The organism is Eleftheria terrae (assembly GCF_030419005.1).
Taxonomy (GTDB): domain Bacteria; phylum Pseudomonadota; class Gammaproteobacteria; order Burkholderiales; family Burkholderiaceae_C; genus Caldimonas; species Caldimonas terrae.
The window spans coordinates 3064056-3078782 of the sequence record NZ_CP106951.1; the positions used below are offsets into that span (position 1 = coordinate 3064056).

The window sequence follows — 14727 nt, forward strand, 5'->3', positions numbered from 1 at the left end:
CCGGCCGTTCTTGGCCCTCAATGAGCGCTACTTCTGCCGACATCTCACTCTCTCGTCCACTGCTTGCGTTTGGCGCGCGGCAGTCTAGCGGCCGCACGCCGATGTAGGGATCCCCGAAGGGAGGGATAAAGTCGCCGAGGCAACTGCCGACGCCCTTGCGGCGCGGAGCACACCCGCACCGGCTTATGAACCGGTGCGGATGTGAGTACTCGCGGAACGGCGGGAACGGCCGACCGCGTCTTGACGAGGCGTCCGCTGATCGACGGGATCAAGCCGTTCCCGCTGAGCGTCCTGCCCGCTTTCGCGGGTCAGGACGTGACGGTTCAGACCCAGTTGGCCGCGATCGTCGCGCCCAGAGAGCTCTGGTAGTTCGGCGGGAGGGTGGTCTGACCACCGGCCGGCGGCGCGAAGGAGGCCATCGCGTCCACCAGCTTCTGCACATTGGCCGCCGACAAGGCCTTCTGGTCAGCCAACACGAACGACTCCAGCCGGTTTGCCGGATTGAGGTACCAGTTGGTGACGGTGAGCGTGTCCGTCGTACCGATCACTGACAGTTCAAGGTGATTGCCGTTCTTGCGCAACCACACCTGATCCGCTGTCACCCCGGCAAGGATGCTGAGCCGGTCGGTACCACCAACGTCAGTGACGTTGTCGGCTCCACCCTGGCGGCCCCAGATGTAGACATCGTTCGAGGTGGTGGAGGTGTCGTACAGCGTGTCGTTGCCTCCCCTGCCTCGGTAGGTGTCATTGCCTTCACCGCCCTTGAGCAGGTTGGCGCCATCGTTACCCCACAGCGTGTTGTCGAACTTGTTCCCAGTGCCGTTGATCGTTCCGGAGCCGGTCAGCTCCAGCACCTCGATCTCCGATTCTGCAGCCAAGGTGTACGTCGCAGAGCTGCGCACGGTGTCGATGCCCTCCCCGACGCTCTCGGTGACCTTGTCGTTCGTGTGGTCCACCAGGTAGACGTCGTTGCCACGGCCACCGATGAGCGTGTCGATTCCCACGCCGCCATCCAACGTGTTTGCAGCGGCGTTACCTTGCAAGGTGTTAGACAAACTATTGCCCGTGCCATTGAGGCTGGTGGACCCCGTGAGAGTGAGGTTCTCCACGTTGTCATTCAGCTTCCAGCTGATGCTGGACTCGATGGTGTCGACCCCGGCAGATCCGGCCTCCGTGACGACATCACCTGCGTTATCCACGACGTAGACATCGTTGCCAGCGCCTCCCGTCATCTGGTCCGCGCCCTTGCCCCCATCCAGTCGATTCGCCGCGCCGTTGCCGAGCAGCGTGTTCGCCAAGTCATTGCCGGTGCCGCTGATGGCGGCCGAGCCGGTTAGGGCAAGGCTCTCAAGGTTTGCGCCGAGAACATAGCTGATCGATGACTCCACCTTATCGAACCCGGCGTTTGCTGCCTCCGTCACAAGGTCGAGCGTATTGTCGACCACATAGGTGTCGTCGCCTTTGCCTCCGCTCATGTTGTCGGCGCCGGCGCCGCCGTTGAGACGGTTGTTGCCGTCATTCCCACGCAGCTCGTTGTTCAGCGCGTTACCAGTGGCATTGATATGCGAGGAACCCGTCAGCCAAAGATCTTCGACCTCGCTGTCGATTTGATTGGGCAGCGTGTAGGTGATGCTCGATTCAATGCGATCGTGTCCCGCGCCTTCGCGCTCCCTCACCCGGTCAGACGTGTTGTCGACGATGTACACGTCATCCCCGCCAGAGCCATCCATGATGTCCTTGCCGCTTCCTCCGTCCAACACGTCGTTCCCCATGGAGCCAGACAACGAGTCGTCCCCACCAAGTGCGTAGACGACGTGAGCGCCTTCATCTGCGGAAAGGACGTCCCCGCCTTCGCTACCGATGGTGCCGGCGAAGTTGGCGTAGATGCGCTCGCCGGTCCACACGCCTCCATCGGCGAATCGGATCGTGGAAAGTGCAGCGGGCTGACTGAGCAGCCCTACAAACTCCAGTCGATCGGAGAGACCACCGACGGTGACGACCAGGCTGTCGTAGATCCCTCGCCAGACCTTCACCTCGTCCTGAGAGATCCCTTCTCCAAACACCAACCGATCCGGCACGTCTTCTTCAGCTCGGAACTCCCCATAGTTGCTGTAGCTGTCCACACCGTCTCCGCGGTTGAACACAATGGTGTCCGCTCCCGGCCCAGTGCTGACAACGTCGTCGCCAGCACCACCAGTGACCACGTCGTCTCCGTCGCCAGCGCTGATCGTGTCATTGCCGCCGAAGCCACGAATCACTTCTCCTTCCGAAGTGCCGTTGATGCGGTCGGCCCCCTCGGTAGGTCGATTCAGCTGCTCCCGCAGGTACGAGGCGGTCCAGACCGTGCCATCAGCGAACTCGACGGAGTCGATGCCATGGTCCTTCCCTGTCAGATCCACGCGGAACGAGATCGATTCGCCGGTGGGCGTGAGACGCAGTCGCACCTCATCAAAGCCCAGGCTGTCACCCCACTCCAATGTCACATGCTCCGGAAGGACCCCTTCCTTCAGCACCACTCGGTCCCTGGACTCGCCAAAGTCGCCTTCATAAACAACGTCGTTGCCATCACCGAACCCGAAGACGAAGGTGTCGTTGCCCTCATCGTTATGCAACAAGTCGTCGCCAGCGCCACCCGCCAAGCGGTCATTCCCCAGGCCGCCCGTCAAGTCGTCAATCCCGTCCCCGCCCTCAAGCTGGTCGTCACCGGCACCACCTAGGAGAACGTCGGCCCCCGATCCGCCTTCGAGCATGTCTGAACCCTCCTCTCCTTGGAGGATGTCATCACCTGCGCCCCCGGTCAGGACGTCGTCCGAGCTGTATCCGAACAGCTTGTCGTCCCCGTCACCGCCGCGCAGGAGGCCAATCTTCAACGCATCGAGATCTCGACTCTCACCGCTTTGGGAACGGAGTTCAATAGCGTAGCCGCGAACGATTTCGCCGCCATTCTTCAAGATCGCAGGGAATCGGATGCTGTCGAGCGTTCCCTTGAGCCTGAACACCAGGTCGCCGCCGTCCCGCAGCACCTCAACATTGTCGAGGCCAATCTCCGAGGGAACCAGCACAATATCTTTACCGCCATCTACACCGATGACCCCGATCACATCCTCACCAGACCCGGGTGTCAGGAGGTAAAGGTTCTGTCCCCGCCCCCCGATCAACACATCGTTGCCGGATCCCCCATCCAGGTAGTCATCCCCGTCGCCGCCGTCGAGGTGATCGTTGCCTGCACCGCCGAGTAAAGTGTCCGCTCCGCCCAGGCCGATCAGGTGATCATTGCCGGCACGCCCGTCTATCGAATCGGACCCTGCAAATCCCTGGATGAGGTCATCTCCGTCGGTGCCTTCTACGAGCATCTTCTTGATCTGATCCATGGTCCACACTGAACCGTCGTCGAAAACGACCCTGTCAATTCCCGAAGTCTTTTCGGCTGATGGACTGATGACATCTTGCAGACGGACGCTGTCATACACATAGGTTTGACCCTCCACGTGCCCCGGCAGTGCGATGAGGACGTCCGTGCGGTCACGGCTCACCTTGACCGCCGCAGGAGCGACCCCAGTGATGCGCAGCGTGTCAAAGCCGCCTTCGCTCCCGTCCAGGATGCCCTCCCGAATAACGTCGTGGCCTGACCCGAGGCCGAAAACATAGGTGTCGTCTTCATTGCCGCCATCCAGCAAATCAGCCCCAGCACCTCCGTCCAAGGTGTCGTTGCCCTCTTGACCGAATAGCTCATCACTGCCGCCGCCCCCACGCAAGGTGTCGTGCCCACCCGCTGCTTCTACGACATCGTTACCGGCGCTTCCAGTAAGGACATCCCCAGAGCTTGAGCCACGCAGGTAGCCCGCGCCGGAACCGTTCACGAGCAATATCCGATCGATGGTTTCCGGAGTCCAGACGACTCCACCAGCGAACTCAAATCTATCGATCGACGTGCTGCCCACTTCGGCCTTCGCGAAGAAGTCGCGAATCGTCAAGCGATCTGAGGTTCCTTTCAGCGACAGGATGAGATGGCTGCCATCTCGGCTCACCTCCATCTGCCCCGGGTCAATTGCTGCCCCGAAAACTACCTTATCTGCATTGATGCCGGGTCCGTCACCGTCCATGTTGTATATAGTGTCCTGCCCCCAACCGCTACCGAACAGATATGTATCGGCTCCATCATTGCCGTACAGGGAATCGTTGCCTGCCCCTCCCTCCAGGACGTCGTTTCCGGTCCACCCCGTTAATTCATCGTTTCCATCAAGCCCACGCAGAACATCGTTACCGGTGTAGCCAAATATTTGATCGGCGGCGCTAGTGCCAAGAATCATGTCGTCGCCTTGGCGCGGGCCGCTAGCATCAAGACCAAACCCAGTTTCAGGCTTCGCTTCGACCACTGCAAGTGCGTCCGCCCCCTGCGACTGAAACAACAATTTGAGCGAGGCATGAACCTCCGGGGTGAACAGCCTATCCCCATGAAGAGCGCGCACAAAATCGCCGAGCATGTTCAGCCCCGCTGCCCGGTCCAATTTTAGGGCCGAGATGATCTTTTGTGATACAGCGGAATAGTCGTAGACGAACTGGCCGCTTTCATCGCTCCAAGAACAAGCAATCTCCTTAAATAATGGAGCCAGTATCGACTGAGAGGAAAGCTTGGCATACATTGCCTCGTACAGCTCCCTGCTGATACTTCGGATATCAACAGCTGCGCTCGGCCCAGGCTTGGAAGCATCCCCCCCATTCAAACCGGCATACTGGGTAAATCCAGCACCGGTTATCGCTTCAACCATGTAGAGCCAGCGACCGTCCCCCATGTGGAGGCCACGGCTGCCCGCCGTGAACCGGTCTGCGCCTGTCCACCGCCACAGGATGTCTCGAACAAGGATGTCTCGTCGCTCGCGCACAGTTGTTTCGACGAACTCCCTCACCAAACGACGAAGCGCCTCGTCCTCGACCATTGCTTGGTGCAGCGACTTCAGCTTACCGTAGCCCTCGATGTCCGGCAGCACCTCAATATCCGCTGGCACATCATGCCGTGGCTCCGTAGAGACGCTATCCGCGGTGTCCACTGCGAACCAGACGTCCGTGGCGGACCGAACGCTGCCGTCAACGCTGGTGAAGCTTCCGATCTGGCGATGCTCGTTGCCTTGAGCATCAATGACCTTTGAGGCGGTGTGCGCTGTGTTGATCGAGCGGATACCTGCATCCGCTAAGGCGACAAGCTCCCCAGCGTCCGTGACACCGTTGCCGTTCTTGTCGCGCCAGACGGCGAGACTGGCGTAGCCGCCGTCCAACGAATCGATCTTTTTGTCCGAGTTTTCGTCCAACTCCCCCAACGCAGCAAAGCCGTGCGCAGCCTTTGCGCCCGACTTCAGGGAAGTCTCGCTGCCAAACAGCTCTTTGCCGGATGTGATACGACCGTCGCCGTCTAGATCCCGGACAAGCAAGGCATCGTCGGCGCCGACCCACCCCGTTAGCTCCGCGAAGCTATCGCCCGCGTGGTCAAAATGCACGCCTGACGCCTTCGATGTGGTCTCGACCCCATCACCGTCAAGGTCGAGCACGATAGGCGACGTGATCCGCTTCGGTTTCGGAATCTCATCCACGAGGCGAATGCCCAGGTCGCCATCCGACCAGTCAGTTAGGGTTACCGTACCCTTGGCACCCCTCTTTGCGATGGACACGGTACCGCCATAGCGCGCATACACGGTGCCTGATGCCTCATCTTCGTAGAACGCCTTGCCCTCCTTCCGCTTGCCGCCTGTGAGGGTGACATTCCCGACGATCAGTGCACCCTGCCCATCGCTGTCGCTGACTTTGTCATTTCCAAAGGATCCATCAAAAATGTAGCGATCGAAGCCCGTGCCGCCGTAGAGCAGGTCGTTCTCAGCACCACCGTCGAGCAGATCATCGTTTTCATCGCCGTACAGTTGGTCGGCTCCGCCGCCGCCCTTCAGCGTGTCGTTGCCCTGCTTGCCCTTAATGACGTTCTGGGCGTCGCCGCCCTCGACCTGGTCGTCTTCATTCGACCCGGTGAACTTGGCGATCCCTTGCAGCTCGAAAGCCTTCTCGGCACCGTCAAGCCGAACCGAGCTCTTGCCACCGCCGGAATCCTTAATAACCACTTTGCGGTCCGTGCTGGCATCGAGTTCGTTGTTGTCGTTCTCGCCGAGCTTGATCGATTCAAGGCCCTTCAGCGCCGAGCCGGCGCTGTCAATCTTCAGCTTGACCGCGCTCATCAGCTGGATGTCCAGCTTCTCGATGCTGTAGTAGTTTTGTGAATCGTTGTAGACGAATCGGAAGTCAAACTCCTTCTGATCCCCCTTGAAGCTGCGCCCGTCGAGCACGATTGTGCCCATCACACCGGCCAGCTTGAGCACATCCTTGCCCTCGCCGCCGTCAACAACGCCGTTTCGGTAGTTGCCCGCAAATAGATTGACGGTGTCGTCCCCACGACCGGCGTTGATGACGTCGCTACCCTTTGCGTCGATAGTGTCGCCGGTCATCTTGCCGACCTTGAAGTCCACCACGTCAGTGACGACGGTGCCTAGCGACGGCCGGAATACGGTGAACTCCCCGACGCGAACAGTGTTGATCTTGTAGTAATCGTTGAAGAAGCTCGTTGTCGCTGCTGCGAGATCGCTCCGGTCAGAAATCGGTGCGCTGCCCCAACCGAAATAGGCTTTGAGCCCTTCGAAGATATTTCGATTGCCAACGTCGAACGCGATCGTTTGATGTGCCTGGATTGACGCGATTAGGTCGTAGGTGCCCGTCTCATGCTTGAACTGAGTGAAAACGTCACCAGCCGAGCCGCTGGCTCGGTCGCTGCGCAATAGCAGATCCTGGTAGAAGGTCGAGCCGTAGCTGAGGAAAGGGAACAGCTCAGTACCGGCCCAGCCCGCATAGTCGCCATCGGCGCCGTAGTCAGCCAGCCCGCTGAACACCAGCGAAGCTGCAGCACCCGCGTCAATGGCACCGAGGCCGACAATACTCGGCAAAGTGCGATCGGTGGACCGGATCACGTCTGCGGCGAGGTTAAAGGCAATCATATTCGACGCCTGCTGGTTACGCAGGTTTGAATCGCCTGCCCCGCCGCGCAGCTCATACTGCACACGCGTGTACTCGCGAATATAGTCTGCGTAGAAGCCCGTGCCGCTGTTGACGTCAACCGCGCCCTTGATCCATGCATAGACAGAGGGGTCGACATCGGGCCGCGGCGCCTCATTGCCGTTGGCGTCGGTGGTTTTAATGCAATCGAGAATCAGCTGGTACAGCGGCACGCCGGCCCCGACATCGCTGTGCTTGTTCTTCTGCGCCTCGTAGGCCGCCCTAATCCGTGCGATCTGAGCTTCTGTGAATTGAAAGGTGCCAGCAGCGGTGCTACAGACGCCGCGGTCATAGGTCAAGGTTGCCATCGATGCTTGTCAAGGTTGTCTGGAGGGACGGCGGTTGCCGGCACGCGCCGCGGGCGAACCAGGCTCAATCAAGTCCTGCACAAAACGGCGCAGTTCTCGATCGGCTTCGATGTAGTGACTTGGCTCACAGTCTGGAGGGAGATCCGTGCTGCGCGACCGGCAGGGCCGAGCGCGGTAGGCGACAGCGAGCGCAGCGTCCCAGCGATAAAACGCGACCGGCCCAAAGTTGCCGATCATTGGATAGCCGTTGCTGCCGACGATAAAGAACGGCGCGCCGTCTGGCGCGCTATAGAAGTCGGGATCAAAACGCAAGCTAACGGTCCAATCGGTCGGCCCCGCCTCCCGCATCGTGGCGGCCGTACCGCACCACGTCCAGTGAGGCCCTCGACGGCAGCTCGCCTCATGTGGCAGGAAATCGCTGCGCAGGTCGCGTATGAGATCAGATCGGGTATCGAGCAGGGCGATGGTCCAGCGCTCGCCGATCGGGAGCTCAGCAGGACCGCCGATGCGGATCTCGTAAACCGGAAGCGGCGCCGCGCGGCATGCCTCAAGCGTCCGACCGCGCAGGTCCTCAAAGCCATCGCCGATCCGCACCCACACTGCCCAGCGTTCAGTTGCGACGCGAATACGGCGACCACCGATCTGGAAATACAGGTTGCCTCCCGATGGGCAGACGAGTTTCGGGCCGCGATCATTGAGGGGCATGGCGCTCGTAGGGGCGCCGCTAGCCGCTCCGGAAAGTGCAACGGCTGCGAGCGCGCAACCGCTCAACGTCGCGCGCCAACGCGTGCGCGCCTTCGACGGAAAACTTAGTTTCATATTTACGGTTACTCCCGCTGAACTCCGAATTGCGATCGTACTCACTGTGGACCAATCTTTCTCGCAGCCACTCCTTAAGAGCACTGCTGAACGGGCGGCACCAATTACTCAATGGGCATGCACTTCCCGCCTGAATCTTTCCACTAACATTTCTCCGCACTAACCTGACAAATCACCACTGACAGGAATGCCAGACCTCGTTCCATTGGTTTGCCGCCTGGGAATTTGTTGCAGTCGTTTGCTACTGCATTGCCTTCGATTATCACGTTTGCCGTCGCCGGCCCGCAGAACTCGATGAAGCCGAACGTCCCGGCCTACTTGACGGTCGTTGTTCAGCATAGCGCCGCCCATCTTATTTTTACGGCGGGGAGTAACGCGTGCAGCAGAGCAGTTGGCAGCCGAACCTCGACGTCTCAAGCCTAGACTTCTATGGCTTTTGAGGGGACAACTCTAACGGCGCCACAAGCCGCTACCAACGCTGCCTCTGCGGCATCGCACTCTTTCAATTGCTGGCTCAACGCAGGGGCGGGCAGTGTAACTGCTAGCGAGGGGTTCCACGCCCCCCCAGAAAGAAGGAGTGCTATGGGCGGCCCTCTATGCTGCGCCAAAATCAAGCGGTCCACCCGGCGACCTCCGCCGTCTGTAGCCACCGTCGCAACTATGGCCTTCTCCGGTGAAGTGAAGATGAAGTCCTCTGCAAGTAGGCCTCCGTTTTTGCTCTACGTCGATTTAGGAAGTGAGAGTTCCACGGTCGCTTGCCACTTGGCAAGATTGACGACGCTCTGACCTTCAGTTCACAATAAAACTCCGAAGCAGGTCTTGGATGGGAAGCACTAGGTCTTGCCATTTGGAGAGCTGAGCCGGTTCGACATGCATGCTTGCAGATAGATGCCCGACATGGAAAGTCAGGCTGCATGAACTGGGCGAGCACCTCGCGAAGATCACCTGCTCAATAGCGGTGTCCAGGACAGAGGGTGGCGAGAAATATACGGCGCTTCGACGGTCCAGCCTGCAGTTCGTCTGCTTAAGCGGGTCGTCCGCGGGTTTCGACTTCCAAAACTCGGTCAGTTCGGTTTGCTTAAGAGCGTCGGCGGTGTAACACCGAATCTGCGAATGGCGCACCAGCCCGTAAAGTTCGCCGTCCGGATGCATATCCGTCGTACGATATCCCTCAGGCATGGTCGGCTGAAGTGAGCGTAAGAAGCGCGAACGCCCGCCTACAGCGCTTCCCGCTCCAAGGCGCACAATGAAACGCTCAGACTTCTGCTGAGCCGCAACTCTGCCTTTTGTGTCTCCACTTGGCCAAGGTTTCGGCCCAGGCAGTTCAACTTGAATAGGAATTTCGCCGATCTCTCCACTTTCTTCGCGCATTATCCCTTCGAGCCAGACATACTCTCGAGGAATGCGAAGCCTCACTGACTTTTCGGCGCTTTTCGGTGGCGATGGAAGCGCAAAGTCGAGATGATTTTCGCCCCCTGCGGGAATTTCACTTCTGTGCGTTTTTTTGGCGCCCCCCGCATAGGTGAAGACAAATGCCGCAAGTGCAACGACAATAGTGCAAAGCGAAAACTTCAGCTGGATCGTTTTTGACATCTTTGTGGCCTGTCAAATTGTTGCGAATTGCACGGCATTACATAACACCTTATATGGCATCAGCGATTCAAAAACCACCGAACAGCATTGGCAACATTTTTCCATCCGCGCCCCAACACTCCCTTAATATTCCTCGCACAGCAGTCGGCACACTGATATTTCCGTCGCAACTCAGAGGCATCAATAGATGCTTGAGATGAAGTAGAAATGGTATTTTCTGACGCGGCAATTGGTATTTTTAACGGCCCGCGCTGAAGTGCTGGAATGGCAAATAGTTAATTTTATCGATATTTAATATTACGTCTGCCCCCAATGTGGGGGCCTCACCAGTGCATGCATTGCAAAAAAATGCGAGTGCTAACGGACAAGACGGAACGTTCTGGACTCGCTTGTTGCGAAAGCGTCGCCCCGGGCAGGCATAGGGAAGGATGAAGTGATCAAGATTGATTTCCCTTGCCGCGGCTCCATTCGACCCTTCTAATTTCGTCAGAAGACTTTAGGCGCAGCGGGTGAAGCGAGAGTGAAGTCGGCGCCTGGAATGCCAGCCCCTCAAGCGAACATGTCCGAGGAGCTGCAACCGCTCCGAGACGCGACGCTCAGGCCCAGTGCTGGGGGTTGGCTCAGGATAGGCCGCTCTGAGCAAGAGCCAGCTCGTCGATGAGCAGAACCGCATTTTTTGCTACAGCAGGGCGAACCGGGCACGACTGTCCAGCACGGTGGTTCCTGCAACCCGATCACCGATATGTGACGCAAGAAGAAGCAGAGCGGGCTGGGCACCGTCTAGCTGCAGGACGATCCTTCGCGACCATTTAGCCCGTCAGCTCTGCTAGGAGCAAGCGCGCTCGCTTCGCGCTTAAGAACCAGGTCCGACAGGACGCGCCCCGCCCTTTGGCCCGCGGGGCAGCATTTTTTCGCTGCCTACCAAGCACGTTTATTCCGCAACAGCGTGGTCGGTGACAAGCGCGGGGTAAGGAGAACCAGTCCTTGCCGATCCAACTTGATAGCGCTCCACAACATTACGGCCGATGGACTGAAAGCGGGCCGCCGCGAGCCGTGCCAACTGAGGCGACACAGCGGGAAGCGATAACTGATCTTCATGAACTGGGCCGCGACGCTTTGCGATCTGCACGTGCAGCGTCCATGCGTCACCGAGCGATACCACCAGCCGCAGTGGCGCCGCGGAAGCATCACGCAGGGCAAGCTCCGGCCGCATCAAGAAGACGGGCATGTCGGCTTGAGCTGCACAGGCTTGCAATCGGCGGATTTGCGCCGGCCGCACCTGGGGCAGCCAAGCCAGCACGGCACCCAGACCGTCGGCCTTGACCGCTTGCTCGGTTGCCCACAGCCGCTCGGCCGGGGTGTCGACACGCACCCGAATCAAGTGGGTTTCAGGAAGGCCAGCCAAACGCAGCCCGGGACAGTAGGGTGCATGGGGCGCCCCCACCAGCCACAAGGGACGCTCTGCGGTCGCCAGCTGGCGCAGTCCCGGCCCGAGCAGTCGCCATTCCGCCAGAGCGGCCTGCGGCTGCAGGATTTCTGTCACCGCGCCCAGGGGCCAACCCCCACCCGGTAGTTCAGCATCCAGGCCGTCGAAGCCGGTACTCACAGTCCGCTGCTCGCCGCACGACAGCTCGGTGCCGCGCCACAGTGAACACTCGATCGCTGGATCGAGTGAATCCAGAACGGTCTCGGCACACCGGTCGGCAGGCACACGTGACGGAGAGGGAGCGGCGGCAGACATGCGGATACCTGTTTATATATACAGTATCTCACCGCCCCGTCCTTGTCGAGTCAGGCCGGTGCCTACACACTCAGCGCCAGAAGAACCGCACGCGTTCCCTGGCCAGAGGGTCGGCGGCTGTTGCGGCGCAGCATTTCACATCTTCAGTGAGGTGAGCACATGTGCGTGAACTACGTCCCGGTTCGCAGCAATGCGCGGCTGCTCGCTGCGTTTGGCATTGGGCTGCCAAGCGAGGACTGGAGGCCGGAGCTGTGGCCGCGCTACCAGGGGCCGATCGTCCGGCGGGACGCCGAGTGCATCGACCTGGGCCTGGAGTCGATCGCCGCCACCTGGGGTTTGCTGCCGTGGTGGGCCAAGGCGCCGAAGATCGCCTGGTCGACCGTCAATGCGCGTGCGGAGGAGGTGGAAAGCAAGGCCTCGTACCGGGACGCTTGGAAACGCGGCCAGCGCTGCGTCATCCCGATGGAGAGCTTTTTCGAGCCGAACTGGGAAAGCGGCCAGCACGTGCGCTGGCGCTTCTGGCGTGGCGACGGTGCACCGATGGGCATCGCCGGGCTCTGGGAGCGATGGCGGCCCAAGGAGCAGGACGGCGAGGAGCTGATCACCTTCACGGCACTCACCGTCAACGCCGACGACCATCCGCTCATGCGGCGGATGCACAAGCCGGGCGAGGAGAAGCGGATGATGGCGATTCTGTCGGAGGAGCAGTACGCGCCCTGGCTAGGGGCACCCCTGCAGGAAGCGCGTCGCCTGCTCAGTACCTATCCGGCCGAGGCGCTTGACGCGGAGCCCGCGCCCCTTCCAACGAAAGCCGCACAACAAACCGGATTAAATGGGGAGGCGTCGTTGGACCTCTGACCGTAGCGGCCCGAAGGCGTGAGGAGCAAGATCGGTCCGCCGCGCGTATCGGCAGGCCGCGGCAGTCGGAGAACTTGTTCTCGAAGGCACGCTTTTTTGGTGAGTCGATCCATGCGCCCCTCGGGACGTCCGTGAGAATGCGCCGCCCTACCTCGGCAGGCGTTGCTCATGGCCAAACGAAAATCCAGTCCCGCCCTTGATCTGATCGAAATTGTCGCTTGGCTCCCTTGGTGGGTAGGCGTCAGCCTCGCAATTGCGTCCTACCTCTGGCTGCATGGCGTAGCGACCACTCCCATGCCGGTGACCAGCGATCCGGCTCAGATCGCTCACTTCACCATCGTGGCACTGTACCGATCGGCCGCGGGCGTCGGGCAGTACGTTCTGCCCATCATCTTTCTGGCGGGAGCGGGTCTGTCGGCTTGGCAGCGCCATCGCGGCAGGAGCCTGGCGGCGAGCGTTGCCAGCAGTGAATCGACGCGGCCGCTGGAGGACATCAGCTGGCAGCAGTTCGAGCAGCTGGTGGGGGAGGCGTTTCGCCAGCAAGGCTACTCCGTGATCGAGCGAGGAGGGGCTGGCGCCGACGGCGGGATCGATCTGGTCCTGCGCAAGGCTGGCCGCAAGTACCTGGTCCAGTGCAAGCAGTGGAAGTCCACCAGGGTCGGGGTCGCCGTCATCCGTGAGCTGTATGGCGTGATGAAGGCATCCGCAGCCGATGGCGGCTTTGTGGTGACCTCTGGGCGGTTCACCGACGAAGCGCGCGCCTTTGCCAAGCAGCAGGCGGTCGTGTTGATAGAGGGCGCGCAGCTGGAGACGATGCTGCGTCGGGCAGCAGCCAAATCAGAGCCGGCGCCTGCACAGGCCGTCGGCGAAGATCCGCAGGCGCCAGCCGAAGCTGTGAAGCCGATCTGCCCGCTCTGCTCCTCCGCTATGACACGAAGGGAAGCAAAGCGCGGCGCCCATGCAGGGCGCTCCTTCTGGGGGTGCACTGCTTATCCCAAATGCCGTGGTACGCGGCCCTCTTAACGAGAAGTGGCCAGCAGCAGACTTGCTTCTGCATGCCTGCGAGCCACTAAGCCGGCAGCACCCGCCCTCCGGCATGTACCCAGCGGCACAACTCGCCTGCGCTAACAAGCCAGGCGCGCTCGTTGATTCAGCGGCGCAGTGTCGACGTCCAAAGCCGTCCGGCACCGAGGTTGAAGGTGAAGTCAACGATGGCCGCCAGCCGGTCCTGCGGCTCGACGGCCAGCACCGGGCAGTAGTGCAGCGTCGCCTCTTCAGCCCTCGCCAATGGAAAAAATGACGTCTGCACCGTGGACCTCACCGGCGCAAATACCTCTCCAGCTTGGCCTTCGATTCAGCCGTGATCTCGTTGATCTTCAGACCAACCTTGAACCCCAACTCGTTTGAAAGGATCGCGTGAACTACGACTGCTTGGCAGTTGATCGCATGGAGCGAACCTTCGAGCGGTAGTGTGAAGAACAATTTGCATTGCGTTGACACTCGTGGGTTCTTCGACACCGCAATACTTACACCACCGCTGCTCACGTCCAAGGCCCTGCCTTCCAGTCGATCACCGGCCGCCAGTTGCACAACCGCAGGGACGCGTAGTACTTTCCGCGCGCTGGCGCGGCGCTCATCAATACTCAATGTCAGCCTCAAGACGTCATCCGACGATCAACTTCCAGCGGTCCTACCTCGCCGCGTGGCAGCTTGCGTAGTGAACCGGCAATCGCTCCGACGCCTATATGAAACGCAGCTGACGTGGCACCTGCGGGTTGAGGTGTTGCGACAGTCGCGGCCATCGCCTGCTTGCAACGCTCCTTCAGGTCGGGGTGTCGCCTGGGCGGATGACATCCCCTCTCACATGGCGTGGTCCGAGGTCAGAGGCGCCTCGGTCCAATGCCGATTCCTCTTCACGATTACAAATGCTCGCAGTGCTTCCAGGCAAGGAACGATTCCCACCAACTGGCACCACTCCGCAAACTCGAACGGCCTAACGTTGACCGGTATCAAGGGTAGTGCCGCATCGGCTGCCTCCACACGAGCGCGCTCGAGCAGTTCTCGCCATGTGACGTAGTCCTGCGGGAACTTTGGATCGGCCGAGCAAAGTCGCGCTAGCAGCTCATAGTCCGATGAGGACAGGGTGATCCCAGCAAGGTCTTTCTTCACACTCTTCTTTCCAAAGGAAGTCAGGAAGCTGATCAAGACAACATTTCACAAACTGAACACTGCGAAACGCTTCCACCGGACCTCGATCCAGAGAGGCATTCGCGAGACTGCCTCGCCTGCCGTCCAGCAGATACATGATGCAATAGGAGAGCA

The 14727-nt window shown here is 60.2% G+C and carries 7 protein-coding genes and 1 pseudogene; 2 read left to right on the top strand and 6 right to left on the bottom strand.

Translation table 11 applies throughout. The features are described from left to right. Nucleotides 1-323: 323 nt before the first annotated feature. The 4 genes from N7L95_RS13510 to imuA all read right to left on the bottom strand — a co-directional run bounded on the left by N7L95_RS13510 (nucleotide 324) and on the right by imuA (nucleotide 11547). Nucleotides 324-7394, bottom strand: a complete 7071-nt coding sequence (locus N7L95_RS13510) for an SPM autocatalytic domain-containing protein (RefSeq protein WP_301255769.1) — start codon at nucleotides 7392-7394, stop codon at nucleotides 324-326. A gap of 9 nt (nucleotides 7395-7403) precedes the next feature. Beyond that, nucleotides 7404-8099: a hypothetical protein gene (locus tag N7L95_RS13515; protein WP_301255770.1), complete on the bottom strand. Its 696-nt coding sequence runs from the start codon at nucleotides 8097-8099 to the stop codon at nucleotides 7404-7406. A 903-nt stretch (nucleotides 8100-9002) separates the two neighbouring features. After that, nucleotides 9003-9806 carry a hypothetical protein gene (locus N7L95_RS13520; protein ID WP_301255771.1) on the bottom strand — a complete coding sequence of 268 codons (804 nt, stop codon included), beginning with the start codon at nucleotides 9804-9806 and terminating at the stop codon, nucleotides 9003-9005. 931 nt (nucleotides 9807-10737) lie between these two features. After that, the gene (gene imuA, locus N7L95_RS13525; protein WP_301255772.1) at nucleotides 10738-11547 is read right to left on the bottom strand and encodes a translesion DNA synthesis-associated protein ImuA; all 810 of its coding nucleotides are present in this window, start codon (nucleotides 11545-11547) and stop codon (nucleotides 10738-10740) included. Between the two features lie 165 nt (nucleotides 11548-11712). On the opposite strand from imuA, the gene N7L95_RS13530 reads away from it, so the two are divergent. Further along, nucleotides 11713-12405 carry an SOS response-associated peptidase gene (locus tag N7L95_RS13530; RefSeq protein WP_301255773.1) on the top strand — a complete coding sequence of 231 codons (693 nt, stop codon included), beginning with the start codon at nucleotides 11713-11715 and terminating at the stop codon, nucleotides 12403-12405. A 168-nt stretch (nucleotides 12406-12573) separates the two neighbouring features. After that, nucleotides 12574-13428 (top strand): restriction endonuclease, encoded by an 855-nt coding sequence (locus N7L95_RS13535; RefSeq protein WP_301255774.1) that lies wholly within the window; start codon nucleotides 12574-12576, stop codon nucleotides 13426-13428. Here the strand turns inward: N7L95_RS13535 and N7L95_RS13540 are convergent. Both N7L95_RS13540 and N7L95_RS13545 read right to left on the bottom strand, forming a co-directional pair. Beyond that, nucleotides 13425-13693: pseudogene (locus tag N7L95_RS13540) on the bottom strand (glycoside hydrolase family protein); the annotation flags it as partial. The gene N7L95_RS13535 and the pseudogene N7L95_RS13540 sit on opposite strands and share 4 nt — an antisense overlap. A 29-nt stretch (nucleotides 13694-13722) precedes the next feature. Beyond that, nucleotides 13723-14064, bottom strand: a complete 342-nt coding sequence (locus N7L95_RS13545; protein ID WP_301255775.1) for a PilZ domain-containing protein — start codon at nucleotides 14062-14064, stop codon at nucleotides 13723-13725. Nucleotides 14065-14727: the final 663 nt, after the last annotated feature.

Bases quoted from the DNA above. Each gene is read 5' to 3' on its own strand.
- N7L95_RS13510 (WP_301255769.1), bottom strand. From the start codon at position 7,394: ATGGCAACCTTGACCTATGACCGCGGCGTCTGTAGCACCGCTGCTGGC.
- N7L95_RS13515 (WP_301255770.1), bottom strand. From the start codon at position 8,099: ATGCCCCTCAATGATCGCGGCCCGAAACTCGTCTGCCCATCGGGAGGC.
- N7L95_RS13520 (WP_301255771.1), bottom strand. From the start codon at position 9,806: ATGTCAAAAACGATCCAGCTGAAGTTTTCGCTTTGCACTATTGTCGTT.
- imuA (WP_301255772.1), bottom strand. From the start codon at position 11,547: ATGTCTGCCGCCGCTCCCTCTCCGTCACGTGTGCCTGCCGACCGGTGT.
- N7L95_RS13535 (WP_301255774.1), top strand. From the start codon at position 12,574: ATGGCCAAACGAAAATCCAGTCCCGCCCTTGATCTGATCGAAATTGTC.